Raw genomic sequence first — 22366 nt, forward strand, 5'->3', positions numbered from 1 at the left:
CGCCGATGGCGGCGCTGCTACTGACGCCGACGGCAGCACGCGGGGCTCCATGTCACAGCCGAGCGCCCCATCTGGTCCTGCTGATGACAGCGGAAACCAGAGTTGAGAAGGAAGACCTTATGCACGTGTTCGTAGCAGGCGGGACCGGTGTGCTGGGACAGCGGCTGGTGGCGCAGCTGGTTGCCCGTGGCCATCAGGTGACCGCAACGACGACGAGCAGGACCAAGCTCGTTCTCGTGAAGCGGCTGGGCGCCGAGGGCGTGGTGATGAACGGGTTGGACGCCTCCTCGGTCGGACAGGCCGTGGCGGCTGCGCGGCCGGACGCGATTGCCCACCAGATGACGGCAATCTCCGTGACGCACGCCGGCAAGCCGGACCTGAAGCACCCGGACCGCTGGATGGCCACCACCATCCGGCTGCGCATCGAAGGCACCGACCATCTGCTGGCCGCAGCCGAGGCAGCCGCCGTGCCCCACGTGGTCGCGCAGAGCTACGCCAGCTGGAACGGCATCCGCCAGGGTGGCTGGGTCAAGACCGAAGAGGACCCACTGGACCCCGAAGAGGGCACGATCGCCCACGCGGGGGCCGAGGCGATCCGGCACGTCGAGGACGCCGTCGGAAAGGCTGACGGTGCGGTGCTCCGCTACGGTGGTCTGTACGGCCCGGGCGCCACCGACGACCAGGTCGAACTCATCCGCAAGCGCCAGTTCCCACTCGTCGGCGCCGGCACCGGCTACTTCTCCTGGGTGCATCTCGACGACGCCGCAAGCGCGACCGTGCTGGCCCTGGAGCAGGAGGCGCGAGGCGTGTTCAACATCGTTGACGACGAGCCCGCCCCGGTCAGCCAGTGGCTGCCCTACCTGGCCGAGAGTGCGGGCGCGAAGCCGCCGATGCGCATTCCTCGATGGCTGGCCCGGCCGCTGGCCGGTGATGCGGCAGTGACGATGATGACCCAGGGCCGTGGCTTCTCCAACGCCAAGGCCAAGCGGGAGCTCGGCTGGCAGTTGCGTTACCCCTCCTGGCGCCAGGGCTTCAAGGCTGAGCTGGCATGAGGCCGGCGGAGCGCGCGGAGCAGTTCGAGCAGCTGCGTCCGTTGCTGTTCTCGATCGCCTACCGGATGCTGGGCAGCGTGACCGAGGCCGAGGACGCGGTGCAGGACAGCTGGCTGCGGTGGGATGCCTCCGACACGACGCCCGACTCGCCGAAAGCATTCCTCTCGGCCGTGGTGACCAGGGTCTCGATCAACGTGCTCAACTCGGCACGGGTGCGCCGCGAGCAATACGTCGGGCCGTGGTTTCCGGAGCCCTTGCTCGACGACCCGTATGGCGACCCGGAGCGTTCCGCCGAGCTCGCCGACTCACTGTCCACGGCGGCGCTGGTGCTGTTGGAAAGACTCAGCCCGTTGGAGCGTGCGGTGTTCGTGCTGCGGGAAGTGTTCCATGTCGACTACGGCGAGATCGCCGCTGCAGTAGACCGGTCCGAGGCGGCCTGCCGCCAGCTCGCGGTGCGGGCCCGGCGGCACATGGACGCGGGTAAGCCCCGGTTCGAGGCCGACCGGCAGAAGCGGACGAAGCTCGCCGAGCGATTCTTCGATGCCTTCACCCACGGCCACCTGGACACCCTGCAGGAGCTCCTCGCCGCGGACGTCCAGATCGTCGCCGACAGCGGTGGCAAGGCCCCACGATGGGGCAGCGGCGTGTTCGGCGCCAAGAACGTGGCGCGGCTGCTCGCCGGGCTGGCCCCACCCTTCGCCGCGACCGGTGGCATCATCGAGCCGCACCAGGTCAACGGCCAGCCGGGCGCCATCCTGCGCGACCGGGACGGCAACGTCATCAACACCCTCGCCCTCGACATCGCCGAGGACCAGGTCCAGACCATCCGCGCGGTCATCAACCCCGACAAGCTCGGACACCTCGGGCCGGTGGCGGACGTCTGGTCAGTCCTTCGTGAGACGCGGCAGGCCCGCAAGGAGCTGCGCTGAGCACACCGCGCCGTGGCCAGAACAGGTGAAGTCCTCAGCCGGGGCCAGTACCGGGTCGATCCTTCGGGTGCGGTGGTTGGTGCGGACTGGTCTGCGGGAAGCGCCGGCGATCCTCCCGCACCTCGCGAGCCCAGTGGGGGTAGAAGGCATCCGGGATCGGGATGAAGACCAGCACCCAGTACAGCAGTGGGACAACCAGCAGGCCGAGCAGGATGGCTCCAGTGAGAGTGGTGACCGCGATCACGTCCGTGCCGACGAGCTCCAGCCCGAAGGCATTCCGCGGCAGCGCGATCGCACCGAAGGCAACGAGGCCGAACCCACAGGTGGGCCCGCCGAAGATGACCATCCGCTCGCTGTGGATGCTGTGGGTAGGAGGGCCCGGTGTGTACATCCAACGTCGAGCGCGGTACGAACCACCGCGCCGGGCCCAGATGGTGACGGCAAGGATGATCAGCCCTGCCGCGAGGAAGACCAGCGTCCCCACTTCTCGCTGCGACATGGGGCGAGTCTGTCAGACCAGGGCGGCTCCGCCCCGCCGTCGGAAGGGGAGGGGTGGGCCTCCTGGGATGCCGCTCAGCGCCCGTAGCGGTCCAGGCGCTGCCATGGCCAGTCGGCCGCGATCCACTCCACCAGCGCATCGGCGAGCGGGACGTCCAGCTCGGCATGGCTGGCCCGCACCCAGGACTGCACCGAGACGTCGTCATCCTCCGACGGCGAGGGGTACAGGTACACGCACCCGATCACGTCCGCACCGGCCGGGTCGAGCACCGTGAACGTGAAGCCCTTGCGCTCGGTGAAGTGCCGGGCGTGCCGCTCCAGATCGGCGAGATTCCGCTCGAGCGAGTACCCCTCCGGCGGCGGCCAGGATCCGTCCGGGTACCCGGGGGTGGACCGGATGTGCTCCACGCTGGACATCCACGCGGCCAGATCGCCCTCGTTGTGCTGCGGGCCCAAGGGTTCGAGCCGGAACCGGTCGGTGACCAGCTCGGTGGGCGGGACGAAGCCTTCCGGGATGAACCCCTCTGTTGCCATGCTCGGACGGTATCCGCGTGCCACCGCAACGCAACGGAAATTTGCCAGCCCCGCGGTTGCTACGGTCACCCCATGCAGAAGAGACGACCGATGCTGGCCCTGTTCGGCGCCCTGCTGTTCTGGGTGGGCCTCGCCGCGACGGTGATCTTCGCCGCCGCCGTGATCTACCTCGTGGCGACCGGTTCGAGTGCCGACGGGATCATCTTCGCCTTGACCCTGCCGCCGCTGGTGATCGGCTGGCTGATGGTGCGCCGCAGCAATGTGCCGTTCGGGGACGCGATCAACCTCTGACGATCTCGGGCCCTCACCTGGAGAGGCATCAGATCAGGCAGAACTCGCGGATCGCGCTGACCAAGGTCCCGGTGCTGAGGCCGTGCCAGTCGCCGGGGAGCGAACGATGCTCCGCCCGCGGCGCATGGGTTCCCACCCGCGCGGCGAAGTCGGTGAGCAGGGGAGGGCTCGCCTGGCTGGACAGGGCGAGCGTCGGCGCGGCGACCAAGGCGAGCAGGTCGTCGGTGACCGTGTTCGAGAGGGTGGTGTCGTAGCGGATGGTGCCGGCCGCCGGCGCGAGCGCCGCCCGCATCGGTGCCAGCTGCTCGATCACCTCGTCCGGCATGCCCTGGAACTCGTGGAAGATCCGGATCGCCTCTGCACCGTCGCCAGCCTCGACCAGCGTAGTGAGCTGCGCCTCCAGCTCGTTCACCCCGGGCAGCGGGCCCAGCGGTGGCTCGAGGACGACGAGCCGGTCGATCGGGGCGCCGTTCGCGGCAGCGTAGAGAGCGAGGGTGCCGCCGGAGGACAGGCCGTAGACATTCACCGGGGAGATCGCTGCCGCTTCGATGACGGCGACCAGATCCCCGGCCTCGCGGGCCGGACTCCACGGCGGGGTGTCGCCGGAGTCGCCCTTGCCGCGGCGGTCATAGGTGATCACCGTGAACATCTCGGCCAGCGGGTCGATCAGCTCCGCAGACGGGCTGGTCGCGCGGCCGAAGAGCACAGCGTCCACCAGGACGAGACCCGGTCCGGTGCCTTGGTGCTGCCAATGGATCGGCGTGCCGTCGGCCGAGATTGTCACGCTCTCGACGGCGGAGCTGGGGTTGGTCATGACGCTTTCCCTTCGTAGGCCGCATCTGGGTCGAGGGGGACGTGGAAGATGCGCACAAAGTCTTCGAAGAGGGAGTGCGGGCCGTCGAGGCTGATGCGACCATCGGCGAGGACCTCCTCGGTGGTGACGAGCCGGCCGAGGAGCTCACGCAGGCCCCCGTTCGCGTGAATCGTCAGATCGGACGGGTCGGCGACGCCCTCGCCGACCTTGATCTGCGCCGCATCCACCCGGGTGTGCGCTGCAGCCGTACCTGCGCGGACCGAGAAGGTGCGGGTGGCCGGCGCCTGGCCGGGAACGAACGCCGACTGCAGCGCCGCAGCCAATGAGGAGGAGGTCAGGACATCACCGTCGGCCGGGACGAGCATGCGCCGAGCTCCCCAGCGCCCGAGCGCGTCCAAGATCGGCCGCAGGCCTTCGCCGTAGTCCGACAGCGCATAGGTGACCCCGCGCTCCGGCGCCGCATCGAGCCGGCGCTCGACCACTCCGGCGGCCTCCAGCTCGCGCAGCCGCGTGGTGAGCACGTTGCTCGGAATGCCCGGGTTGGCCTGCCGAAGCTCGGTGAACCGCTGCGGCGAGACCATCACGGTGCGGAGGATGAGCAGCGCCCACCGCTCGCCGAGGATGGAGGCGGCCTTGGCCAGGCCGCAGAACTGTCCGTAGTCCTTCACAGCACTGAACCGTAGACATTCTGGTGCAGATTGACAACCATGCTTGTATGAACGAACTGACCGCAAGGCCGCCGGAAGTTCCTCGGACCGACTGGCAGGACGCCGTCTGGAGCCTTCGCAAAGCCGAGCAGGACCATATGCGCCGCGGGCTGCCCAGCGCCGCAAACTCCCGATGGGCAGGACGTGTTCCAGACGTATGCCACCACCGGCCGCGGCACGGAGACGCACTCCTACCACTGGAGCCTGCTGGACCTGACCGCCTACGGGCGCCAAGAGACGTGGGAGTCCTCTCCGCTGGGCTGGCCGCAGACAGCGCCGTACGAGTGGCGGACCGTCGACGGCGTCCCGCTCGCTGCTCATCACCGCGGCGGTGGGTCGTGCTGCGGGTCGGGCGAGTAACGTACGGCGGCGGAGGTCTTCTTCGGCGATCGAGGTGGCGGACGGTGGCCTTGGCGTAGGAAGAGTGCCTCAGTCCGCACAGCGAGGAGGAACCTGCATGGCCACCATCCGCCGTCTGCTCGCTGTGGTCACCGTCTGTGTGCTCGCGTTGTTCGCCGCCGGCTGCGGCGCCGTGTCGAGCTCGCCCGAAGGCACCTGGACCGGGGACGAGGGCACCGAGCTGGAGCTGACGGTCGAAGGCCTGGTCACCGGCACTGACGGGTGCAACCACCTGAGCGGCACCTGGGAGCAGGACGGAGAGACTGTCACCTTCTCCGGGATGGTCGGCACCCTGATGGCCTGTATGGACGTCGACGTCTGGCTGACCGGCCCCGCCACGGCCACGATCGACGGCGACACGATGGTGGTGTTCAACTCCGAGGGCGCCGAGCTCGGCGAGCTGCAGCGGTCCTGAGCTGCGCCAGCGATCAAGGTCACTGGTCCAGATAGTCGGTGGACCACGGGCCGACGGCAGTACCGACCAGCACGGTCTCTTCCTCAGCGCCGTCGAAGTGGACGGCACCACCCGGCACGTAGAGGAAGCTCCCCGCCGGGTAGCGCCGGACCGCGTCCCGGTCGAGCCGGTCACCGTAGCCGAGCCGCAACTCACCGCGGGCAACCACCAGGTGCGCATCGGCCGAGTGGGAGTGCGGCGCATCCCAGAAGCCCGCCGGGATGAAGAACGCGTAGGTGAACGTCACCCCGGGCCGCCGGGCACCCACCAGCGTCGCTGACCGAGTGCCGTCCGGGTGGGTCTGCTCCCAGCTGATGTCGTCGACAGTGGTGGCCAAGGCCGGCGGGATGTCCGGGGAGTTCGTCATTCTCGGCAGTCCTTCGATCGTGCTCCATCGCATGCCGTCGCTGAGCGTGCGGCCCCGCCATTATGGCCAGCACAGTTAGGCTCATGCACATGCTTTCCGTGGTGCTCGGCGCAGCCGGGCTGCTGCTCGGCGGGCTCACGGTGTGGTTCCGCAGCGGCACCTCACGGGCTGCGCGGTGGTGGGTGCGCACCGACCGGAGCCCCTCGCGCAAGGCTGCCGAATCGGTCGCCCTGCTCCTGGTGCCGTACTTCGCCCAGTTCACGCTGGTGCTCGCGATCGCTGCCCTGCCGGTGTTCCACGAGGTCTTCGCGGCCGCAGTGCTGCTGGTCGAGTTCATCCTCGGCGCGATCTTCGTCTCCCCGCTGCGCTACCGGCGCCTGCTGCCGTTGTGGATGTACCCGGCGTGGCTACGCCCCGAACGTGAACGCGAGCAGGACGAGCTCCGCCGTCTGCGGGAGTTCTGACCGGGATCACTAGGCGAGCCCTACGCGCCACCTCCCGGCAAAAGGTGGCAACTCACACCCGCTGAATGGCAAGTCCCGGCAACTTTGCCATTCCCACTGGCAAGTGTTGGCAACCGCTGACTTCCGCTATTTGCTCGGGTTCACTCTCGATGCACACCAACGAGGGCATGTGTTCAGACATCCCGCCAGTAAAGAGGCTCGGCGCAGCAGCGAAATGGGCCGCGGAAGGAACACGATGAGCACCATCAACCACAGGTCAGGCGATTCCGGTTACGCGGTCGGCACACCTGCACCCGCGCCGGAGGAACCGCCGGTGAACAAGCGAGGACGCGGCCGGGCGGTTACCGCACTGGGCTTCTCCCAGGCCGTGGACAACTCCGAGAGCGGCCTGATCAACACATTCTTCCCGCTGATCCGGGACGCCTTCAGCCTCAATTACTCGGCACTCGGAGTCCTTTCTTCGCTGTCCATGTTCGCGCGTATGCTTTTCGGCCCGATCTGGGCGATGGCTGCGGACAGATACGGGCGCAAGAAGGTGCTCATTATCGTCACCGGCGGCTGGGGACTGTGGACCATTGCCGCCGGATTCGCACCCAACTATCCGCTCTTGGTCACGCTCTATGCGATCTCAGTGATCGGCACCGTCGCCTCCGAACCGATCCTCAACGGCCTCCTGCCGGACCTGTTCCGCAAGAGTGAGCGCGGCAAGGCCTATGGCCTGGTCCGTGGGATCGGCGGCGGCGTGGGCATCGTCGTCGGCCCGGTGATCGGGCAGTTCGGCGCAGACCCGGACGGTTGGCGCTACGCCATGTGGGCGATGGGCGCGATCTCGGTACTGTCCGGGCTACTGATCTGGATGTGGGTACACGAGGTGCAAAAGAGCGCCTCGGCCACGGAGGAGATGCTCACCGAAGCCGGCAAGTTCCGCATCTCCGAGGCCGTGAAGCTGTTCAAGATCCCCACTGTCGCGATGATCGCGGTGATGCTGCCACTGGTCACCTCACTGATCCTGCTGCGGTTCTACTCCACGTTCGTGGTGGATGAGCGCGGCTTCAACGTGGTCACCGCCTCCTACGTGATGGCCGTGTTCTCCGTGGGCGCGATGATCTCGGCGGTGGTGGGTGGCCGGCTCGGCGACTTCTTCTCCCGCCGCTTCGGCAGCAAGGGCCGGGTGATGCTGATGCAGATCTACCTGATCAGCTGGTCTGTGATCGTGTTCGTCACCACTCAGATCAACTTCGGCTCGGACGCGATGGTCTACGTGATGACGTTCCTTATGGGCCTGGTGTTCTCCATCGGCTTCTCCGGCTGCGTGCTGCCGATGGTCTCCACCGTGGTGCCGGCCCAGCTCGGCGCGACCGCGTTCGCGTTCCTGTTCTCCCTGGTGCAGGGCTTCCTCACCGCCGTGATCACGCTGGTGATCGGCCGGGTGGCGGACGCGCTCGGCCTCGAGACCACGATGCTGTACCTGGTGGTGCTCCCCTACGCGCTGAACGCCGTGCTCTGGTTCGCCTTCTACCGCATCTACCCGCGGGACGTGGAACGCCAGGACGCGCGCACCGATCAGTTCGCCCGCACCGGCACCCTCTGATCCCCTGAACTCAGCCCGACCACCTCAACCTCCGCCGTCGAAAGGACCCCCGATGCGACCCCAGGACAGCCCCACCCGTGAGACCAAGCGGCTGGACGGCCGCTGGCACTTCCTCGCCGACCCCGCCGGCGCCGGCCGCGCCGAGCGCTGGTTCGCCACGCCGCTCCAGGCGCGCGATGGCGTCGAGGAGATGCCCGTCCCCGCCTCCTACAACGACCTGACCACCCGACCCGACCTGCGCGATCACATCGGCGAGGTCTGGTACCAGCGCGAGGTGCGCATCCCGCGCGGCTGGGCCGGGGAACGGATCCTGCTCCGGCTGGAGTCGGCCACCCACCGGGCCACAGTCTGGGTGGGGGAGACCGAGCTCGGTTCGCACGAGGGCGGCTACCTGCCCTTCGATGTGGACCTCACCGATCATGCCCGCGCCGGCGAGCTGGTACGGGTGAGCGTGGCCGTGGACAACCGGCTCACCTGGCAGTCCATCCCGCCGGGCGTGGTGGAGGACACCGACGCCGGCCCGCGGCAGCGCTACTGGCACGACTTCTTCAACTACGCCGGCCTGCACCGCTCGGTCTGGCTGCACTCGCTGCCGCAGACCCGGATCGAGGACATCACGGTGCTGCCGGACCTGGACGGAGACACCGGGCTGGTGGACTACGCGGTGGAGCACAGTGGCCAGGGCAGCGTGAGCGTGCAGGTGCTGGATGCCTCGGGAGCGGTGGTCGCTTCCGACGACGGCGCAGCCGGGGTGATCAGGATCGCCGGCGTGCACCCGTGGGAAGTGGGGGAGGGCTACCAGTACACGTTGCGGGTCACGCTCAGCTCCGATGGTGAGGTGGCCGATGTCTACGACCAGCGGTTCGGGGTGCGCACTGTGGCGATCGAGGGCGCGCAGATCCTTCTCAACGGTGAGCCGGTGTATCTGACCGGGTTCGGCATGCACGAGGACCATGTGGCCCGCGGCAAGGGGTATGACGACGCGTCCTGGAAGCTGGACTTCGAGCTGCTGGACTGGATCGGCGCGAACTCGCTGCGCACCTCGCACTACCCGTACGCCGAGGACGTGATGGACTACGCCGACGCGCACGGCATCCTGGTGATCGACGAGGCTCCCGCGGTGGGCCTGAACATGGCCATCGGCGGCGGCATCTTCGGCGGCCAGGGCTACACCACCTTCTCCCCGGACACCGCTAACGAGGCCACCCGGGCGAACCACGCCCAGGTGCTCACCGAGCTGTACCAGCGGGACAAGAACCGCCCGAGCGTGATCGTCTGGTCGATCGCGAACGAGCCGGAGTCGGACACCGACGCCTCCTATGACTACTTTGCGCCGTTGTTCGCGCACATGCGTTCCCTGGACTCCCGCCGGCCGGTCGGATACGTGAACGTGATGCTCTCCCCGTACGGCAAGGACAAGCTGGCCGGCCTGTGCGACCTGTACATGCTGAACCGGTACTACGGCTGGTACGTGGACTCCGGCGACCTCGACAACGCGATGCTGCACCTGCGCGACGAGCTCGGCCAGTGGGCGCAGGACGGGAAGCCGATCCTGATGACCGAGTACGGTGCGGACACTCTCGCCGGGCTGCACAGTCTCGATGGCGCGACCTGGAGCGAGGAGTACCAGCAGGACCTGCTCGAGGCCACGCACGCGGTGTTCGACGAGGTCGAGGAGTTCGTCGGCGAGCACATCTGGAACTTCGCCGACTTCCAGACCACCAAGGGCATCATGCGCGTGGACGGCAACAAGAAGGGCGTGTTCACCCGCGACCGGCGCCCGAAGGCGGCAGCGCACCGGGTGCGGGAGCGGTGGACGCGGATTCGCGGGCGGGCCTGATGCCGAGCGCTTCCGCGGAAGTGGTCCTCGGGGGGGCGGGCACGTACCCGAACGTCCGGTCCGGCAGGGTGTTTGGCCCCCGACACCCACCACAACTGGGGGTTCGCCGCTACAGGCGGACGCCTCCAGTCCGGCAGGGTGTTTGGCCCCCGACACCCACCACAACTGGCGGTTCACGACCGACGGCGGAGCTCACCCGTGCGCGCATGGGTCGCCGGGGTGGGGCTCACGCGCCGGTCAGGTAGCCACCGTCGACCGGGAGGGTGACCCCGGTGATGAAGCCAGCGCGGTCGCTGAGGAGCGCGGCGACGGCGAAGCCGACCTCTTCGGGCTCGCCGACCCGCTTCATCGCTTGCGGAGCGATCAGTCCGTCCACGAAATCCTTCGGAGAGGCGTCCATCAACGGCGTCCGGATGGCGTTCGGGGCCACGGCGTTGATGCGCACACCGCGGCCGCTGTACTCCAGCGCGGCGTTCTTGGTCAGCCCGACGATGCCGTGCTTGCTGGCGGTGTACGGGCTGATCAGGTCCACACCGGTGAGCCCAGCCACCGAGGCGACGTTTACGATCGAGCCGGCACCGGCCGTGAGCATCTGCGGGATCGCGTGCTTCAGGCCGAGGAAGACGCCCTTGAGGTTGATGCCGATGACCTGGTCGAACTCCTCCGGACTCACCTCGGCGAGAGGCTTGTGAATGGCGATACCGGCATTGTTGACGGCGAAGTCCAAGGCGCCGAAGATCTCCACTGTGCGCTGCACCAGCGCGGCGACCTCATCGCTGGAGGTGACGTCCGCCGGCACCCATTCCGCGCGCCCGCCGCCGGCGCGGATGGCCTCGACGGTCTCCTGCCCACCCGCGGCGGCCGACGGCAGGTCCGAGACCACCACCTGGGCACCCTCCCGGGCCAGCTCCCGGGCGATCCCACGGCCAATACCTCCGGCCGATCCGGTGACGAATCCCGACTTTCCTTCGACCAGCAGTGCCACGTTCGCTCCTCCCATAGACCACATATAGATGCATACGCATCTACTTTGGTCAACACCGCGGGCACGGTGTTATTCCCACGGGCGTGGGACTGCGAACCCCGAGGCCACAGTGCTACACCTGGCAGATGGAGATCAACGACGCCCTCAAGTTCGTCCGGAAGAACCACCACGCGGTGCTGGCCACACGGCGCAGTCACGGTGAGATCCAGCAGTCCCCGGTGCTCGCCGTCGCCGACGAAGCCGGCCGGGTGCTGATCAGCACCCGGGAGACTGCGATGAAGGTGCGCCACCTTCGGCGCGAGCCCCGCGCCTGGCTCTGTGCGTTGCCGGACACCTTTTTCGGTGCCTGGGTGCAGATCACCGGAGGCGTGCAGATCGTCTCGCTCCCCGAGGCGATGGACCTGCTCATCGACTACTACCGGCTCGCCAACGGCGAGCACGAGGACTGGGACGAGTACCGGGCGGCGATGGAGGAGGAGAAGCGCTGCGTCGTCGTGATCACCCCGGAACAGGTGGGGCCGACGATCAGCGGATGATCCAGCTCGCGGCGCCCGGATCAGCGGACGATCCGGCGGGCGGCCAACCGGATCTGATCCGACCCACCCTCGCCGCGCCCGCTGGTGGCACCCAGGTGGCTGTGTTAGACAGTGACGCGTAATGATCACATTGCCGTGAAGGGACTACCCATGCCCCCCGTTGGACAACGACGCCGCGCAGCCGGGCTGATCGCCACTGCCGGTGCCCTGGCCCTGGTGCTCACCTCCTGCGCCGATACCGAAGACATCGATGGCGGCGGTGACGGTGACGGGGGTGGGAACATCTCCGTCGGCACCACCGACACTGTCACCAACCTGGACCCGGCCGGCTCCTACGACCACGGCTCCACCGCGATCCACACCCAGGTGTACCCGTACCTGATGAACACTCCGTACGGCAGCCCGGATGTGGAGCCTGGTATCGCCGAATCGGCCGAGTTCACCTCACCGACCGAGTTCACCGTGACGCTGCCCGAGGGCCTGACGTTCGCGAACGGCAACGAGCTGACCGGCTCGGACGTGAAGTTCAGCTTCGACCGGATGCTCGGCATTGCCGACCCGAACGGCCCGTCCTCGCTACTGGCGAACCTGGACAGTACGGAACTGGTGGACGACCTCACCGTCACCTTCCACCTGACGAATCCGAACGATCAGATCTTCCCGCAGGTGCTGTCCTCCTCAGCCGGCCCGATCGTGGACGAGGATGTGTTCGCCGAGAACGAGCTCACCCCGGCCGAGGAGATCGTGGAGGGCAACGCGTTCGCCGGCCAGTACGTGATCACCGACTACAGCGAGAACGAACTGGTGCAGTTCGCCCCGTTCGAGGACTACCAGGGCCTGCTCGGCCCGGCGGAGAACGACGGCGTCACGCTCAGCTACTACACCAACGAGACCGACATGAAGCTCGCCGTCCAGGAAGGCACCATCGACGTGGCCGGCCGCTCGCTCGGCCCCACCGACCTGGAGGACCTCTCCGGTAACGAGAACCTCACCATCCATGACGGCCCCGGTGGGGAGATCCGCTACCTGGTGTTCAACTTCAACACCCAGCCCTTCGGCGCGGAGACGAACAACGCCGATGAGGACAAGGCCCTGGCCGTGCGGCAGGCGATCGCGCACCTGATCGACCGCCAGCCGCTGTCCGAGGAGATCTACGCCGGCTCGTACACCCCCTTGTACTCCTACGTGCCCGAAGGCCTCACTGGAGCCACCCAACCGCTGATGGAGCTCTACGGTGACGGTGAGGGCGGACCGGCCCCGGACCGCGCCGTGCAGGTGCTCGAGGACGCCGGGGTCGACACACCGGTCACCTTGAACCTGCAGTACAACTCCGACCACTACGGCAACTCCTCCGACGAGGAGTACGCGATGATCGAGAGCCAGCTGGAGGCCGACGGGCTGTTCGATGTCAACCTCTCCCAGACCCTCTGGGACACCTACAACACCCAGCGCACCCAGGACGCCTACCCGGTACACCAGCTCGGCTGGTTCCCGGACTACTCCGACGCCGACACCTACCTCACGCCTTTCTTCCTGCCAGAGAACTTCCTGGTGAACCACTACGAGAACGACGAGGTCACCGAGCTGATCCAGGCCCAGGCCACCACCGAGGACGAAGAAGAACGCGCCGGGATGATCGAGGACGTGCAGGCGGCCGTGGCCGAGGACCTGTCCACGTTGCCGTTCCTGCAGGGCGCGCAGGTGGCGGTCGCGCAGCAGGACATCGAAGGTGTGACGTTGGACGCGTCCTTCAAGCTCCGTTTCGCCCCGATGCACCGCTGACCGTTGACGATCGCCGACGAGAGGACGGTCGGAGCCAGCAAGGCGCCTGGCTCCGGCCTCGGCCGCTACATCCTCATCCGCTTCCTGCTGATCATCCCGACCGTGTTCATCCTGGTCACCCTGGTGTTCTTCATGATGCGGGTGGTCGGAGACCCGATCAGCGCCTCGATGGGCGGCCGGCTCACCCCGGCCCAGCTGGCTGAACGCCTGGCCGAAGCCGGCTACGACCGGCCGGTGATCGTGCAGTACGGGGAGTATCTGGGCCAGATCTTCACCGGTGACTTCGGCCGCACGCTCACCGACAACCGGGCGATCGGTGACATCCTCGCCAACTACGGCGCCGCCACCCTGGAGCTGGTGCTCTACGCCATGGTGGTGGCGCTGGTGGTGGGGATCCCGTTCGGGATGCTGGCCGCCTACCTGCGCGACCGGTGGCCGGACGCGGTGCTGCGGATCTTCGCGATCCTGTGCTACGCGACCCCGGTGTTCTTCGCCGGACTGCTGCTGAAGCTGGTGTTCTCGGTGTGGCTGGGCTGGCTCCCGCTGTCCGGCCGAGCGAGCCCCCAGGTACAGCTGGTCCTGGACCGGATCGCCGGCTCCAGCGGGATCAACCTGCTCGACGCACTCCGCACCGGCCGGTGGGACCTGATCTCCGACGTGCTCGCCCACGCCGTGCTGCCGGCGATCGCCCTGGGTCTGCTGACCGCCGGGGTGTTCCTCCGGCTGGTGCGGACCAACGTGATCGGCACCCTCGGCCGGGACTACGTCGACGCCGCACGCTCGCGCGGGGTGAAGGAGTCCCGGCTGGTGCGCAAGCACGCCTACAAGCCGGCGCTGATCCCGATCATCACCGTGATGGGGATGCAGATCGCGATGATGCTGGGTGGGGCGGTGCTCACCGAGACGACCTTCCAGTGGCGCGGACTGGGTTTCGAGCTGGTGCGCTATCTCGGCGCACGAGACTTCGTCGCCGTGCAGGGGATCGTGGCTTTGCTGGCGGTGATCGTGGCGGTGACGAACTTCATCGTGGACGTGGTCGCTGCGCTGATCGACCCGAGGGTGAGGTACTGAGATGAACGAGACGTCCCTCTCCGCACGCCTGCCGGTGATCCGCCAGCTGCGCCAGTCGGTGGGGCTGCAGCGGGGCATGCTGGTGGCCGGCCTCGGGCTCAGCCTGATGTTCGTGCTGATGGCCGTGCTGGCACCGGTGATCACTCCGTACCGGTACAACCAGCTCGCCGACGACGCGGGCAACTTCGCCCGCCAGGCACCCCCCGGCGACGGTCACCTGTGGGGCACCACCGTGGGCGGTTACGACGTGTTCTCCCGGGTGATCTGGGGTGCCCAGACCGCGCTGTCCACAGTGGTTATCGCTGTGGTGGCAGCCCTGTTCGTCGGTGTGCTGCTCGGTCTGCTCTCCGGGTATCTGGGCGGTTGGCTGGACCGGGTGCTGGTCACCATCGCCGACGCGGTCTACGCGTTCCCCACGCTGCTGCTGGCGATCGTCATCTCGATCATGATCTCCGGTGGGCAGTCCTCGAAGTGGGGCGGCATCATCGCCGCGGCGTTGGCGCTGACGGTGGTGTTCATCCCGCAGTACTTCCGGGTGGTGCGTGCCGAGGCAGTCCGGTTGAAGGCGGAGCCGTTCGTGGAGGCCGCCCAGGTGATCGGCACCCCGACGGGGCGGATCCTGTCCCGGCACGTGCTGCGCAACGCCACCCGTTCACTCCCGCTGATCATCACCCTGAACGCCTCCGAGGCGATCATCACCCTCGCCGGACTGGGTTTCCTCGGGTTCGGCATCGTGCCGACGGCGGCCGCCGAGTGGGGCTACGACCTGAACCGGGCGATCTCGGACGTGGCCTCCGGGATCTGGTGGACCGGCGTGTTCCCCGGTGCGGCCATCGTGCTGCTGGTGCTCGGTATCACCCTGGTGGGGGAGAGCCTGAACGACCTGGCCGACCCACGGCTGCGGATCCGCCGCCGGGTGATCGGCGGGGCGAGCATCGAACCGGTCACCGAGCCGGAGCTGGACGCCGCGGCAGGCGAGCAGCCCAGCTCCGCCGAGGACACCGTCGAGACGGACCGGCCCGAGGGAGAGCAACGATGACCCAGCCGACCCCTACCCCCGGTGCGGGACCTGGCCAGGCCGGCTCCGCCGTCGTCGATATCCGGAACCTGCAGATCACCTTTGCCACCGACGCTGCACCGGTGCACGCGGTCAAGGGGGTGGATCTGGCGGTCCGGCCCGGGGAGGTGCTCGCCGTGGTGGGCGAGTCCGGATCCGGCAAGACGGTCACCGGCAAGTCCGTGCTCGGGCTGCTGCCGGAGACCGCGACAGTGGAGGGCGCCGTGCTGCTCGATGGCCGGGATGTGGTCACGCTGTCCCGTGCGGACCTGCGGGCGATCCGGGGCAGGGATGCGGCGATGGTGTTCCAGGAACCGTCCTCGGCGCTGAACCCGGTGTACCCGGTCGGCTGGCAGATTGCCGAAGGGCTGCGGGCGCACGGCACGCACTCGAAGAAGCAGGCCCGCGCGAAGGCGATCGAGGTGCTCGACCGGGTGGGCATCCCCGAGCCGGAGAAGCGGATCGACCACTACCCGCACCAGTTCTCCGGCGGGCAGAAGCAGCGGATCGTGATCGCGATGGCGCTGGTGCTCGGGCCCAAGGTGATCGTGGCCGACGAGCCGACCACGGCGCTCGACGTCACCGTGCAGGCGGAGATCCTGGACCTGCTCCGCCGGGTGCGCACCGAGTTCGGCACGTCGATCGTGCTGATCACGCACAACATGGGCGTGGTGGCCGACCTTGCCGACCGGGTGGCGGTGATGTACCAGGGCCGGGTGGTGGAAGAGGCCCCAGCGCGGGAGCTGTTCGCCGCACCGGAGCACGAGTACACCCGGGCGCTGCTCGCCGCTGTGCCGAGACTCCGGGCCGAGAGCGCGGCGCGTGCGGCTGAGCCGGTTCCGGAACAGCATTCCGGCGACGGCGGAGCTCCCCTGGTGCAGGCCAGTGGCCTGGAGGTGGTCTACCCGGGGCGGTTGGGCCGGCCCGGGTTCCACGCGGTGAAGAATGCCTCGTTCGCGATCAGCCCCGGGGAGGTGCTCGGGCTGGTGGGGGAGTCCGGCTCGGGTAAGACCACCATCGGGCGCGCGATCGCCGGGCTGACCTCGGCCACCGGCGGATCACTGCAGGTACTCGGGCACGAGATGGTCGGTTTCCGGGAGCGCCAGTTCCGACCGCTTCGGGCCCGGATCGGGTTCGTGTTCCAGGATCCGGCGACCTCGTTCAACCCGTTGCTGACCATCGAGGACTGCATCGCCGAACCGTTGGCCGTGCACACCTCCGCCGATCCGCGAGAGGTGCGCACCCGGGTGGGCGAGCTGCTCGATGCCGTGCACCTGCCGCAGCATTTCGCTGCACGGTACCCGCACGAGCTCTCCGGTGGGCAGCGGCAGCGCGCCAGCCTGGCCCGGGCGCTGGCCCTGGACCCGGTGCTGCTGGTGGCCGATGAACCGACCTCCGCCCTGGACGTGTCCGTGCAGGCCCGCGTGCTCGAGGTGTTCACCGAGCTGCAGGAACGGCTCGGGTTCGCCACGCTGTTCATCAGCCACGACCTGGCGGTGGTAGGGATGCTCGCGCAACGCATCGCCGTGCTGTACCGCGGGGAGCTGGTGGAGATGGGGGAGTGTCGGCAGGTGCTCACCGACCCGCAGCACCCCTACACGCAGCGGCTGCTGGCGTCGGTGCCGGTGCCGGACCCGGTGGAGCAGGAGCGGCGTCGGGAGGCGCTGGCCGGGTTGGCGGAGTGAGGGCTGGGTCGGCGCGCGGCGGTGACGCGCGGTGGTCGCGCGTGGCGGTGACGCTCGACGCTCCCGCGTGAGCGTCTGTCAGCGCGCGCCCTGCGGTACCGACCGCACCTGCTCCCATCCGGGCCGATATGCGATCAGGTGGTGGGAACCCACGTCGAAGCGCGTCTTCTCGGTCAGCCGCGCCAGGTATTTCTCCTCCCAGCCGTAGAACTGCTGGCCCTCGGCCAGCTGCACCCGGTAGGTGATCCGGTACAGCCGGCGGTTGTTCACCTGCCGGTACTGGTACTTCAGGTCGGTCACCACCCCGTGCGCCATCGGGGCGCCCTCGAACGTCGGGTCCAGCGTGGCCTGGTTCCGACGCCGCCTTCGGACGATGAGCACGATGACGCCGACCACGACCGCGACCATCACGAGGTTGGCGAGGATCAGGATGGGCAGGGACATCGACGACGAGGTGGTGGACAGCAGCGGGAAAGACACCGCGTCAGGTTACGCCGGATGGCCCTGTGGATCCGTGATTCTCGGGGAGCATCAGGCCTGGATCGAGTGCCGGCGCCCTACGCCCAGTCCCAGGCCGGCCGTCACAGCACCCACAGCGATGATCAGCGGAAGCACCGCCAGCACGTGCACCTCGAAGACGAAACCGGCGGTGAGAAGTCCGATCGCGGCGATCGTGTACCCGACGGCCTGCGCCATCGAGGACAGCCGCGGCGCGGTGCGCAGATCGGCAGCCCGGATCGCGAGCAGGGAGAGGATGGCGACGAATGCGCTACCGGTGCCGAGCCCGATCAGCGCCACCCAGAGCAGGACCGCCGTAGGGGCGAGCCACAGCCCCAGCGCCCCCGCGGTGATCACCAGCCCGGGCACTGTGGCGGCAAGCCGCTCATCGGTGCCCACCCGCATCAGGACCGGGGTGAGCAGGCTCCCGAGGATCCCGGCCAGCTGGAGCGCGAACATGTGCCATCCGGCGTGGGCCGGGTCGATACCCAGGTGCTGCTCGACGCTCGGGATCCAGGAGAAGGCGGTGTAGAAGGCCACCGACTGCATCCCCATGTACGCGGCCAGCCGCCACGCCGGCGCGGAGCGCCACAGGGTTCCAGAGTGGCGGGAGCCAGGCCGTGGTGCTGGTTCCGCCGCAGCGGCGACCGGCGTGTCTGCCGGTGGGACCGACGAGGCAGGTGCCGGCCCCTGCCCGGGCGAGTCCCGCCGTCGCCAGGTGCGTGGTAGCCAGACCAGCAGCGCAAGCACCGCGACCACGGCCCAGCAGCCCAGCGCCAGGCGCCAGCCGAGCTCGCTGCTGGCGGCGAGGGGGACCGCGAGTGCTGCGGCCAGGCCGGCGAACAGGCGCAGGATGGCGACATAGGATCCGGTCACCCAGGACGCGGACCCGGAGAAGTCCCGCTTCACGATCACCGGAACGGTCACGTTCAGCACGGCCAGTGCGGCGCCGAGCAGCACCGTGCCGAGCCAGAGGTTGCCCGCCCATCCCGGCCAGGACCGGATCAGCAGCGCCAGCGCCAGACCGGTCAGCGCGCCGACGGTGGTTCGCTCTATTCCGAATCGCTCCACCAGGTGGTGCACCCCGCCGGACGTTGCGGCGAAGACCATCACCGGCAGCGCCGTCAGCAGGCCGAGCGTCGGGCCGGAGAGGCCGAGGTCGGTGCCGATCAGGGGCAGCACCGGACCGGTGGCGGTCAGAGCGGGGCGAAGGTTCGCCGCCAGGATGGCGATTCCCAGCAGCAGCACCCAGCTAGGGACCGGCCGGTTAGGTGGTCGGGTCATCCGGTGCCGCTGAGGCCTCCGCCGCTGGGGAATCCTCTGTTGCCTGCGCCGGTGAGGCTGCGGTGGGGGATTGCACGGTCGTGGACTCCGAACTGGCGGACTCCCCGGGGCGGCCGCCGAGGTAGAGGTCGCTCAGCTTCGGATCGGCCAGCAGTTCCGGGGCGGGAGCGGTGGCGAACACCGTGCCAAGGTCGAGCACGCAGCCGATATCGGCCATCTCCAGGGCACGGCGAGCGTTCTGTTCCACGAGCAGCACCGCCACGCCGTGCTGACGCATCCGGTCGACCTCCTCGAAGACGGCGCCGGTGCGTTTCGGGTCCAGCCCCATCGACGGCTCGTCCAGCAGCACCACATCGGGATTGACCATCAGCGCGCGAGCGAACTCGACCTGCTTCTGCTGCCCACCGGAGAGCAGGCCGGCAGTCTCGTTCCACCGCTCGTGCAGGATCGGAAACACGTTGGTGACGCTCTCCAGGCGCTCCGGGAGCGCGTTCTTGTCCCGCACCGTGTACGCGCCGAGCATCACGTTCTCGCCCACGGTCATCTCCCGGAACACGCTGTGCCCCTGGAGCACGTGCGAGAGCCCGCGGCGGAGCAGCTCCTGCGGTTTGCGACCGGTGACGTCATCGCCGTTCAGCCGGACTGCACCTGATCGCGGCTTCAGCATCCCGCTGGCCACCTTGAGCACAGTGGACTTGCCGGCCCCGTTGGGTCCGACCAGGCACACGACCGTGCCGCGTTGGACGCTGATGGACAGCCCCCGCAGCACGAGCGCGGCCTTGCCGTAGCCCGCCTCGATCTCGGACAGCTCGAGAACAACCTCAGACGCCAAGGTAAGCCTCCAGAACCTTCGGATCGGACTGAACGGTGGCTGCGGTACCGGCGGCGATCGGTGCGCCCCGGTCGAAGACCACGATGTGGTCACACAGTTTCATGATCAGGTCCATGTTGTGTTCGATGACGATGAAGGTGACGCCTTCGGAGTTGAGCTGGCGAATGAGGTCGGCGATCCGCTCGATCAGCGAGGGGTTCACCCCACCGGCCGGCTCGTCCAACATCACCAACGGCGGCTCGGCCATCAGCGTCGAGGCCAGCTCGAGCAGCTTCTGCTGCCCGTAGGACAGATCGCGTGCCTCGGCGTCCTCCAGGTGCTCGATACCCACCCGGGTCAGCAGTGAGCGGGCCCGGTCGATCGTTTCCGGATCACGGGTTCGGCCCAGGTAGGCGCGCAGCGACCGCGGCTGTACCGCGACCAGCATGTTGTCCAGCACGCTCATCCGGGGGAATACCCGGCACAGCTGGAACGTGCGCCCCAGACCCGCGCGGGCGATCGCATGCGGTGCCCAGCCGGTGACGGCGCGCTCACGCAGGTGGACCGAACCGGAGTCCGGCTTGATCATCCCGGTCACGCAGTTGAAGAAGGTGGTCTTCCCGGAACCGTTCGGACCGATGAGGCCGTTGATCTTGCCCTCGTGGAACTCCACCGTGGCGTTGTTGACGGCGTGCACGCCACCGAACGATTTCCGCAGCTTGTCGGTGCGGAGCACACTGGGGACAGTGGTGGTCTGAGTCATCAGTCCTTCCCTCCAGCTGTACCGGCGCGTTGCGCGCGGAGCTCTTCGGCGGAGAGCTCACGGATCGATGTGGACTGGGGTCTGAACCGGTTGATCAGCTGCTGGATGCCGGTGAGCGCTCCATCGGGGAGGAAGAGCACCACGAGCGCGAGCAGCAGGCCGGTGGCGACCAGGTGGAACTGCGACTGCCCGAAGCTGAGCAGGAAGTATTCCTGACCGGCTCCGACCAGCAGCGCCCCCAGCAACGGTCCGAACAGGAACCGCAGACCGCCGAGCAACGCCATCAGCACGATCTGCACGCTGAGGACGACGTCGAACTGGTAGAGCGGATCCAGGTCACCGAACCAGAGCGCGTACAGCCCACCGACGATTCCGACCCCGAAGGCGGAGAGGACGAAGGCGACCAGCTTCAGCGAGCCGATCGGCGAGCCGAGGGAGGAGGCTTTGTCCTCGTCCTCGCGGATACCCTTCAGCGCACTGCCGAACCGGGAGTGGTTGATGAAGTTCCAACCGAGCAGCAGGACTGCCAGCAGCGCCAGGAAGATGTAGTAGAACGTCTCATGGTGCTGGGGGCGGAGCATGTCCGGGAACGGCCGGGGGACGGTGAGTCCGTCCGAGCCGCCGGTGACCGTGGACCAGCCCTGGAAGATTAGCTGCAGCACCAAGATCAGTGCGATCGTGACGATCACGAAGGACGCCCCGCGCAGCCGCAGGGCGGCAAAGCCGACCGGTATGGCGATGACGGCGGTCCCGACAGCGGCCAGCAGGACTGCGCCGAAGCTGGGCACGGGGGTGTGCATGACGATCAGCGCGGTTCCATAGGCGCCCAGGCCGTAGAACGCGATGTGACCGAGGGAGATGTAGCCGGTGAAGGAGCCCATGAAGCTCCAGGCCGTGGCGAAGGTCGCATAGCTGAGGATGAGCACCCCAGCGCTGGTCATGTACGGGTTCGGCGAGATGCTTGGCCAGAGCAGCAGGAGTAGGACGACCACGACGATGGCGACGACGGCCTGTCGAGGGCTGCTGAGCCAGGCGGGTAGCAGCCCCTTTCGTTTGGTCGCGAGTGGCAGCGTGCTAGAAGCGTTGGGCAAGGCGTCCTCCAAAGAATCCGTGCGGACGGACCATGAGGGTCAGGAAGAGGGCAGCGTAGAAGATCGTCTGTGCCCAGGTGGGGCCCATCGGGATCTCCAGCAGCACCTGGGTCAGACCCAGGGCCACCGCGGCGATCGCTGCGCCGGGGATGCTGCCCAGGCCGCCGACCACGATGATCGCCAGCAAGGGTCCGATCCAGTGCCAGTGCAACGACGGCCAGATGGTGGCCTGCAAGGACAGTGCCGCACCACCCACGGCCGCAGTGGCGAGGCTGATGCCGAAGCCCAGACCGGCGGTGCGGTTCGTGTCGATCCCGACCAGCTGAGCCGCCTCGGGGTTCTGGATGGTGGCGCGCAGCGCACGGCCGAACCGGGTCTTCTTCATCACCAGGTACAGCACGAACAGGCTCACGGCTGCCAGGGCGAAGGAGATGATCTGCACCACGGGCACCGAGGCGCCGAACAGGTTCAGGCTGTCGGTGCCGTAGGGGAGAGCGATCCGGCGCTGGGTGCCGCTGTACAGGAGTCCGATCAGGCCTTCGATGATCATCGCGATCGCGAAGGTGAGCAGCACGGACATCATGGTCAGCGTGGACGGCTTGAGCCGCGCGATGAGGAACCGCTGCATCGCGTACCCGATGAGGAAGAACGCCGGCACGGTGATGACCAGCGAGAGCATCGGGTCCAGGCCGGTGATCGTGGTGAACCGCCAGGCGATGTAGGCACCGAGGACGATGAACCCCGCGTGGGCGATCATCACCACCCGCATGATGCCGAAGTAGAGCGTGAGCCCCGCTGCTAGGAGGGCATACAGCCCTCCCTGCAGCAGGCCCAGGATGACGCTCTGGAAGACGAGGGCCATC

At 68.2% G+C, this 22366-nt stretch carries 25 protein-coding genes; 13 read left to right on the forward strand and 12 right to left on the reverse strand.

The features are described from left to right. Nucleotides 1-119 precede the first annotated feature (119 nt). Together FU260_RS11730 and FU260_RS11735 are read left to right on the forward strand one after the other, a co-directional pair. Complete coding sequence (locus FU260_RS11730) at nucleotides 120-1052, forward strand: NAD-dependent epimerase/dehydratase family protein (protein ID WP_147917227.1); 933 nt, start codon at nucleotides 120-122, stop codon at nucleotides 1050-1052. Further along, the gene (locus FU260_RS11735; protein ID WP_147917228.1) at nucleotides 1049-1981 is read left to right on the forward strand and encodes an RNA polymerase sigma-70 factor; all 933 of its coding nucleotides are present in this window, start codon (nucleotides 1049-1051) and stop codon (nucleotides 1979-1981) included. Before FU260_RS11730 ends, FU260_RS11735 begins: the two co-directional genes overlap by 4 nt. 34 nt (nucleotides 1982-2015) lie before the next feature. On the opposite strand, the gene FU260_RS11740 is transcribed toward FU260_RS11735, so the two are convergent. Together FU260_RS11740 and FU260_RS11745 are read right to left on the reverse strand one after the other, a co-directional pair. Beyond that, the gene (locus FU260_RS11740) at nucleotides 2016-2480 is read right to left on the reverse strand and encodes a hypothetical protein (RefSeq protein ID WP_147917229.1); all 465 of its coding nucleotides are present in this window, start codon (nucleotides 2478-2480) and stop codon (nucleotides 2016-2018) included. Between the two features lie 74 nt (nucleotides 2481-2554). Beyond that, nucleotides 2555-3013 carry a GNAT family N-acetyltransferase gene (locus tag FU260_RS11745; RefSeq protein WP_147917230.1) on the reverse strand — a complete coding sequence of 153 codons (459 nt, stop codon included), beginning with the start codon at nucleotides 3011-3013 and terminating at the stop codon, nucleotides 2555-2557. Nucleotides 3014-3085: 72 nt separating this feature from the next. Here FU260_RS11745 and FU260_RS11750 point away from each other — a divergent pair, with 72 nt between their 5' ends. Beyond that, on the forward strand, nucleotides 3086-3304 hold the full coding sequence (locus tag FU260_RS11750; protein ID WP_147917231.1) for a hypothetical protein: 219 nt from the start codon (nucleotides 3086-3088) through the stop codon (nucleotides 3302-3304). Nucleotides 3305-3332: 28 nt separating this feature from the next. On the opposite strand, the gene FU260_RS11755 is transcribed toward FU260_RS11750, so the two are convergent. Together FU260_RS11755 and FU260_RS11760 are read right to left on the reverse strand one after the other, a co-directional pair. Further along, on the reverse strand, nucleotides 3333-4118 hold the full coding sequence (locus FU260_RS11755; protein WP_147917232.1) for an alpha/beta fold hydrolase: 786 nt from the start codon (nucleotides 4116-4118) through the stop codon (nucleotides 3333-3335). Continuing rightward, complete coding sequence (locus tag FU260_RS11760) at nucleotides 4115-4786, reverse strand: winged helix-turn-helix transcriptional regulator (protein WP_147917233.1); 672 nt, start codon at nucleotides 4784-4786, stop codon at nucleotides 4115-4117. The genes FU260_RS11755 and FU260_RS11760 overlap by 4 nt, the downstream gene beginning before the upstream one ends. 183 nt (nucleotides 4787-4969) lie before the next feature. Between FU260_RS11760 and FU260_RS11765 the strand changes: the two genes are divergently transcribed. Together FU260_RS11765 and FU260_RS11770 are read left to right on the forward strand one after the other, a co-directional pair. After that, a complete protein-coding gene (locus FU260_RS11765) occupies nucleotides 4970-5185 on the forward strand; it encodes a DUF899 family protein (protein WP_235912209.1) in 216 nt (71 codons plus the stop codon). A 97-nt stretch (nucleotides 5186-5282) separates the two neighbouring features. Beyond that, the gene (locus tag FU260_RS11770; RefSeq protein WP_147917235.1) at nucleotides 5283-5639 is read left to right on the forward strand and encodes an META domain-containing protein; all 357 of its coding nucleotides are present in this window, start codon (nucleotides 5283-5285) and stop codon (nucleotides 5637-5639) included. Between the two features lie 19 nt (nucleotides 5640-5658). On the opposite strand, the gene FU260_RS11775 is transcribed toward FU260_RS11770, so the two are convergent. Next, a complete protein-coding gene (locus FU260_RS11775) occupies nucleotides 5659-6045 on the reverse strand; it encodes a cupin domain-containing protein (protein WP_147917236.1) in 387 nt (128 codons plus the stop codon). A gap of 83 nt (nucleotides 6046-6128) precedes the next feature. Here FU260_RS11775 and FU260_RS11780 point away from each other — a divergent pair, with 83 nt between their 5' ends. From FU260_RS11780 to uidA, 3 genes are all read left to right on the forward strand, one after another. Beyond that, nucleotides 6129-6509 (forward strand): hypothetical protein, encoded by a 381-nt coding sequence (locus FU260_RS11780; protein ID WP_147917237.1) that lies wholly within the window; start codon nucleotides 6129-6131, stop codon nucleotides 6507-6509. Between the two features lie 235 nt (nucleotides 6510-6744). Next, the gene (locus FU260_RS11785; RefSeq protein WP_168211756.1) at nucleotides 6745-8100 is read left to right on the forward strand and encodes an MFS transporter; all 1356 of its coding nucleotides are present in this window, start codon (nucleotides 6745-6747) and stop codon (nucleotides 8098-8100) included. 52 nt (nucleotides 8101-8152) lie between these two features. Then, nucleotides 8153-9940 (forward strand): beta-glucuronidase, encoded by a 1788-nt coding sequence (gene uidA, locus FU260_RS11790; RefSeq protein WP_147917239.1) that lies wholly within the window; start codon nucleotides 8153-8155, stop codon nucleotides 9938-9940. Between the two features lie 226 nt (nucleotides 9941-10166). On the opposite strand, the gene FU260_RS11795 is transcribed toward uidA, so the two are convergent. Beyond that, on the reverse strand, nucleotides 10167-10925 hold the full coding sequence (locus FU260_RS11795) for an SDR family NAD(P)-dependent oxidoreductase (RefSeq protein WP_147917240.1): 759 nt from the start codon (nucleotides 10923-10925) through the stop codon (nucleotides 10167-10169). A 125-nt stretch (nucleotides 10926-11050) separates the two neighbouring features. Between FU260_RS11795 and FU260_RS11800 the strand changes: the two genes are divergently transcribed. The 5 genes from FU260_RS11800 (at nucleotide 11051) to FU260_RS11820 (ending at nucleotide 17056) form a co-directional block, all read left to right on the forward strand. Beyond that, the gene (locus tag FU260_RS11800; protein ID WP_147917241.1) at nucleotides 11051-11461 is read left to right on the forward strand and encodes a PPOX class F420-dependent oxidoreductase; all 411 of its coding nucleotides are present in this window, start codon (nucleotides 11051-11053) and stop codon (nucleotides 11459-11461) included. Nucleotides 11462-11611: 150 nt separating this feature from the next. Next, entirely contained in the window at nucleotides 11612-13243 is a 1632-nt protein-coding gene (locus FU260_RS11805; RefSeq protein WP_147917242.1) for an ABC transporter substrate-binding protein, read from the forward strand. Between the two features lie 3 nt (nucleotides 13244-13246). Continuing rightward, the gene (locus FU260_RS11810) at nucleotides 13247-14314 is read left to right on the forward strand and encodes an ABC transporter permease (protein WP_222847979.1); all 1068 of its coding nucleotides are present in this window, start codon (nucleotides 13247-13249) and stop codon (nucleotides 14312-14314) included. Between the two features lies 1 nt (nucleotide 14315). Next, the gene (locus FU260_RS11815) at nucleotides 14316-15353 is read left to right on the forward strand and encodes an ABC transporter permease (RefSeq protein WP_147917243.1); all 1038 of its coding nucleotides are present in this window, start codon (nucleotides 14316-14318) and stop codon (nucleotides 15351-15353) included. After that, nucleotides 15350-17056, forward strand: a complete 1707-nt coding sequence (locus FU260_RS11820) for an ABC transporter ATP-binding protein (protein ID WP_147917244.1) — start codon at nucleotides 15350-15352, stop codon at nucleotides 17054-17056. Before FU260_RS11815 ends, FU260_RS11820 begins: the two co-directional genes overlap by 4 nt. Before the next feature lie 78 nt (nucleotides 17057-17134). On the opposite strand, the gene FU260_RS11825 is transcribed toward FU260_RS11820, so the two are convergent. The 6 genes from FU260_RS11825 to FU260_RS11850 are packed head-to-tail and all read right to left on the reverse strand — an operon-like array spanning nucleotide 17135 to nucleotide 22365. Continuing rightward, nucleotides 17135-17536 (reverse strand): hypothetical protein, encoded by a 402-nt coding sequence (locus FU260_RS11825; protein ID WP_147917245.1) that lies wholly within the window; start codon nucleotides 17534-17536, stop codon nucleotides 17135-17137. Between the two features lie 51 nt (nucleotides 17537-17587). Further along, nucleotides 17588-18838, reverse strand: coding sequence for an MFS transporter (locus FU260_RS11830; RefSeq protein WP_147917246.1), 1251 nt, complete (start codon nucleotides 18836-18838; stop codon nucleotides 17588-17590). Next, nucleotides 18822-19670 (reverse strand): ABC transporter ATP-binding protein, encoded by an 849-nt coding sequence (locus FU260_RS11835; protein ID WP_147917247.1) that lies wholly within the window; start codon nucleotides 19668-19670, stop codon nucleotides 18822-18824. The genes FU260_RS11830 and FU260_RS11835 overlap by 17 nt, the downstream gene beginning before the upstream one ends. Further along, nucleotides 19660-20412 carry an ABC transporter ATP-binding protein gene (locus tag FU260_RS11840; RefSeq protein ID WP_147917248.1) on the reverse strand — a complete coding sequence of 251 codons (753 nt, stop codon included), beginning with the start codon at nucleotides 20410-20412 and terminating at the stop codon, nucleotides 19660-19662. Before FU260_RS11840 ends, FU260_RS11835 begins: the two co-directional genes overlap by 11 nt. Next, complete coding sequence (locus FU260_RS11845) at nucleotides 20412-21503, reverse strand: branched-chain amino acid ABC transporter permease (protein ID WP_235912210.1); 1092 nt, start codon at nucleotides 21501-21503, stop codon at nucleotides 20412-20414. The genes FU260_RS11840 and FU260_RS11845 overlap by 1 nt, the downstream gene beginning before the upstream one ends. Further along, nucleotides 21487-22365: a branched-chain amino acid ABC transporter permease gene (locus FU260_RS11850; RefSeq protein WP_147917249.1), complete on the reverse strand. Its 879-nt coding sequence runs from the start codon at nucleotides 22363-22365 to the stop codon at nucleotides 21487-21489. The genes FU260_RS11845 and FU260_RS11850 overlap by 17 nt, the downstream gene beginning before the upstream one ends. Nucleotide 22366 lies beyond the last annotated feature (1 nt).

This window comes from Ruania zhangjianzhongii, from assembly GCF_008000995.1.
Classification (GTDB): domain Bacteria; phylum Actinomycetota; class Actinomycetes; order Actinomycetales; family Beutenbergiaceae; genus Ruania; species Ruania zhangjianzhongii.

What these genes read in the sequence shown, in the direction of transcription:
- FU260_RS11735 (WP_147917228.1), top strand. Translation starts at nt 1,049, where the DNA reads ATGAGGCCGGCGGAGCGCGCGGAGCAGTTCGAGCAGCTGCGTCCGTTG.
- FU260_RS11750 (WP_147917231.1), top strand. Translation starts at nt 3,086, where the DNA reads ATGCAGAAGAGACGACCGATGCTGGCCCTGTTCGGCGCCCTGCTGTTC.
- FU260_RS11840 (WP_147917248.1), bottom strand. Translation starts at nt 20,412, where the DNA reads ATGACTCAGACCACCACTGTCCCCAGTGTGCTCCGCACCGACAAGCTG.
- FU260_RS11740 (WP_147917229.1), bottom strand. Translation starts at nt 2,480, where the DNA reads ATGTCGCAGCGAGAAGTGGGGACGCTGGTCTTCCTCGCGGCAGGGCTG.
- FU260_RS11770 (WP_147917235.1), top strand. Translation starts at nt 5,283, where the DNA reads ATGGCCACCATCCGCCGTCTGCTCGCTGTGGTCACCGTCTGTGTGCTC.
- FU260_RS11730 (WP_147917227.1), top strand. Translation starts at nt 120, where the DNA reads ATGCACGTGTTCGTAGCAGGCGGGACCGGTGTGCTGGGACAGCGGCTG.
- FU260_RS11745 (WP_147917230.1), bottom strand. Translation starts at nt 3,013, where the DNA reads ATGGCAACAGAGGGGTTCATCCCGGAAGGCTTCGTCCCGCCCACCGAG.
- FU260_RS11805 (WP_147917242.1), top strand. Translation starts at nt 11,612, where the DNA reads ATGCCCCCCGTTGGACAACGACGCCGCGCAGCCGGGCTGATCGCCACT.
- FU260_RS11755 (WP_147917232.1), bottom strand. Translation starts at nt 4,118, where the DNA reads ATGACCAACCCCAGCTCCGCCGTCGAGAGCGTGACAATCTCGGCCGAC.
- FU260_RS11850 (WP_147917249.1), bottom strand. Translation starts at nt 22,365, where the DNA reads ATGGCCCTCGTCTTCCAGAGCGTCATCCTGGGCCTGCTGCAGGGAGGG.
- FU260_RS11830 (WP_147917246.1), bottom strand. Translation starts at nt 18,838, where the DNA reads ATGACCCGACCACCTAACCGGCCGGTCCCTAGCTGGGTGCTGCTGCTG.
- FU260_RS11800 (WP_147917241.1), top strand. Translation starts at nt 11,051, where the DNA reads ATGGAGATCAACGACGCCCTCAAGTTCGTCCGGAAGAACCACCACGCG.
- FU260_RS11775 (WP_147917236.1), bottom strand. Translation starts at nt 6,045, where the DNA reads ATGACGAACTCCCCGGACATCCCGCCGGCCTTGGCCACCACTGTCGAC.
- FU260_RS11815 (WP_147917243.1), top strand. Translation starts at nt 14,316, where the DNA reads ATGAACGAGACGTCCCTCTCCGCACGCCTGCCGGTGATCCGCCAGCTG.
- FU260_RS11780 (WP_147917237.1), top strand. Translation starts at nt 6,129, where the DNA reads ATGCACATGCTTTCCGTGGTGCTCGGCGCAGCCGGGCTGCTGCTCGGC.
- FU260_RS11820 (WP_147917244.1), top strand. Translation starts at nt 15,350, where the DNA reads ATGACCCAGCCGACCCCTACCCCCGGTGCGGGACCTGGCCAGGCCGGC.
- uidA (WP_147917239.1), top strand. Translation starts at nt 8,153, where the DNA reads ATGCGACCCCAGGACAGCCCCACCCGTGAGACCAAGCGGCTGGACGGC.
- FU260_RS11785 (WP_168211756.1), top strand. Translation starts at nt 6,745, where the DNA reads ATGAGCACCATCAACCACAGGTCAGGCGATTCCGGTTACGCGGTCGGC.